At 73.2% G+C, this 1359-nt stretch carries 1 protein-coding gene; it reads right to left on the bottom strand.

The window, feature by feature from the left end:
* The coding region (locus ESO86_RS17045) for a P-loop NTPase fold protein (RefSeq protein WP_207207209.1) at nt 1-1359 on the bottom strand (1359 nt) is incomplete at both ends.

Below are 1359 nucleotides of genomic sequence, written 5' to 3'. Positions count from 1 at the left end.
GCGCTCGGTGCCGCGGTCGCGGCCGCCGCCAGCCGGGCCGCGAAGGTCGGCCGCGCCTGGCTGAGCGCCGCCAGGAAGCAGGCCGCCTTCCGCTCCGTGGTGGGCTCGGTACCGCCCTCGAGCGGGGGCGACATCGCCAGGAGCAGCTTGCACACGTTGACGAAGCGCTTGACCTCGCGGGGCGTGCCGGTGAGGAGCGGGTTCAGTCCCTCGATGAACGAGAACTCGTCCGGAGTGATCGTCAGGTCGCGCGCGTCGAGGTCGAGGCCGGCACCGCGAACCGCGACCATCCGGTCGACGGTGTCGAATTCGCCCGCGCCGACGCGCAGCGCCTCCTGCCGCGGTGGCGGGGCGCCGCCTTCGGCCGGTCGGACCGACGGCATGAGCAGGCCCCGAAGCAGCCGATGTCGTCCGGTCTCGTCGAGCGGGTCGATCCAGAACGGGATCTGGAAGATCTTCTCGACGTAGTCGGTCGGCGTGGGCGCGTGGCCGAGCGGACCGCCATCGGTCTTGAGCGTCGGCATCGCCTCGGCGAGGGCGCTCGTGAGCCACCTCGTGTCGACGGCGACCACGACTACGAACAGCGGGAACGCGAGCAGCAGGTTGACCGCCTCGAGCACCTCGACCACCCGCTTCGGCGGGCAGCGGTCGAGGTCGTCGATGTAGAGCACGATCCGGTTCGGCGGCACGTCGCCGGGTCGCTCGCCGGGCGGGTGCTCACCCGCGAACACGCTCGCGTTGTAGTCGGCGATGAGGCTCGACAGCTTCTCGAGGTCGTCCGCGACGGTCGACACGATGCCGAGCCGCTTGCGGTAGTCGTCGCTCGCCCGTCGTTCCGCGAGCCGGTCGGCCAGCACGCCCGCCGGGGTCAGGCCGGCGGCGATCCGCTCGACGTCGACGCCGGCGGCCCGCGCGGCCTCGGCGGTCGCGGTCGCCTCGCTGAGCTCCTTGGCTGCATTCCGGGCCAACTCCTCCGCGTCGGTCGTCGCCTTGCTTGCCGCCTGCTGCCGCTTCGCGAGCGCCCCCTCGACCTTCGTGAGCGCCTTCTCGACCTCGACGCGCTGCGCCTCCCGGAAGTTCGCGGCCGAGCGGAGCATGGGCGTCAGCACTGCGGCGCCGGTCGTGATCGCCGCGGTGAGGGCCACGGGAAGGCCCACGTCGAACACCGTGAGCAGGACCGTGACGAGCGGGACGGCGAGCACGGCGATCGTCGCCCACACGACGCGCTGCGGCGTCCAGAACGTGCCGTGCCGCCACGGGGCGTCGGCCGATTCCGTGCGCAGCCTCCGCACCTCGCCGACCGCCTCGGCGACGTCCGACCCCAGAGCGGCGGCCGCGGCGTCGACCACGGCGGTGCCC

Origin of the sequence: Agromyces binzhouensis (genome assembly GCF_004135055.1) — a bacterium.
Classification (GTDB): Bacteria; Actinomycetota; Actinomycetes; order Actinomycetales; family Microbacteriaceae; genus Agromyces; species Agromyces binzhouensis.
Note: the sequence above shows the minus strand (reverse complement) of the source record. Positions and strands in the feature narration are given on the sequence as shown.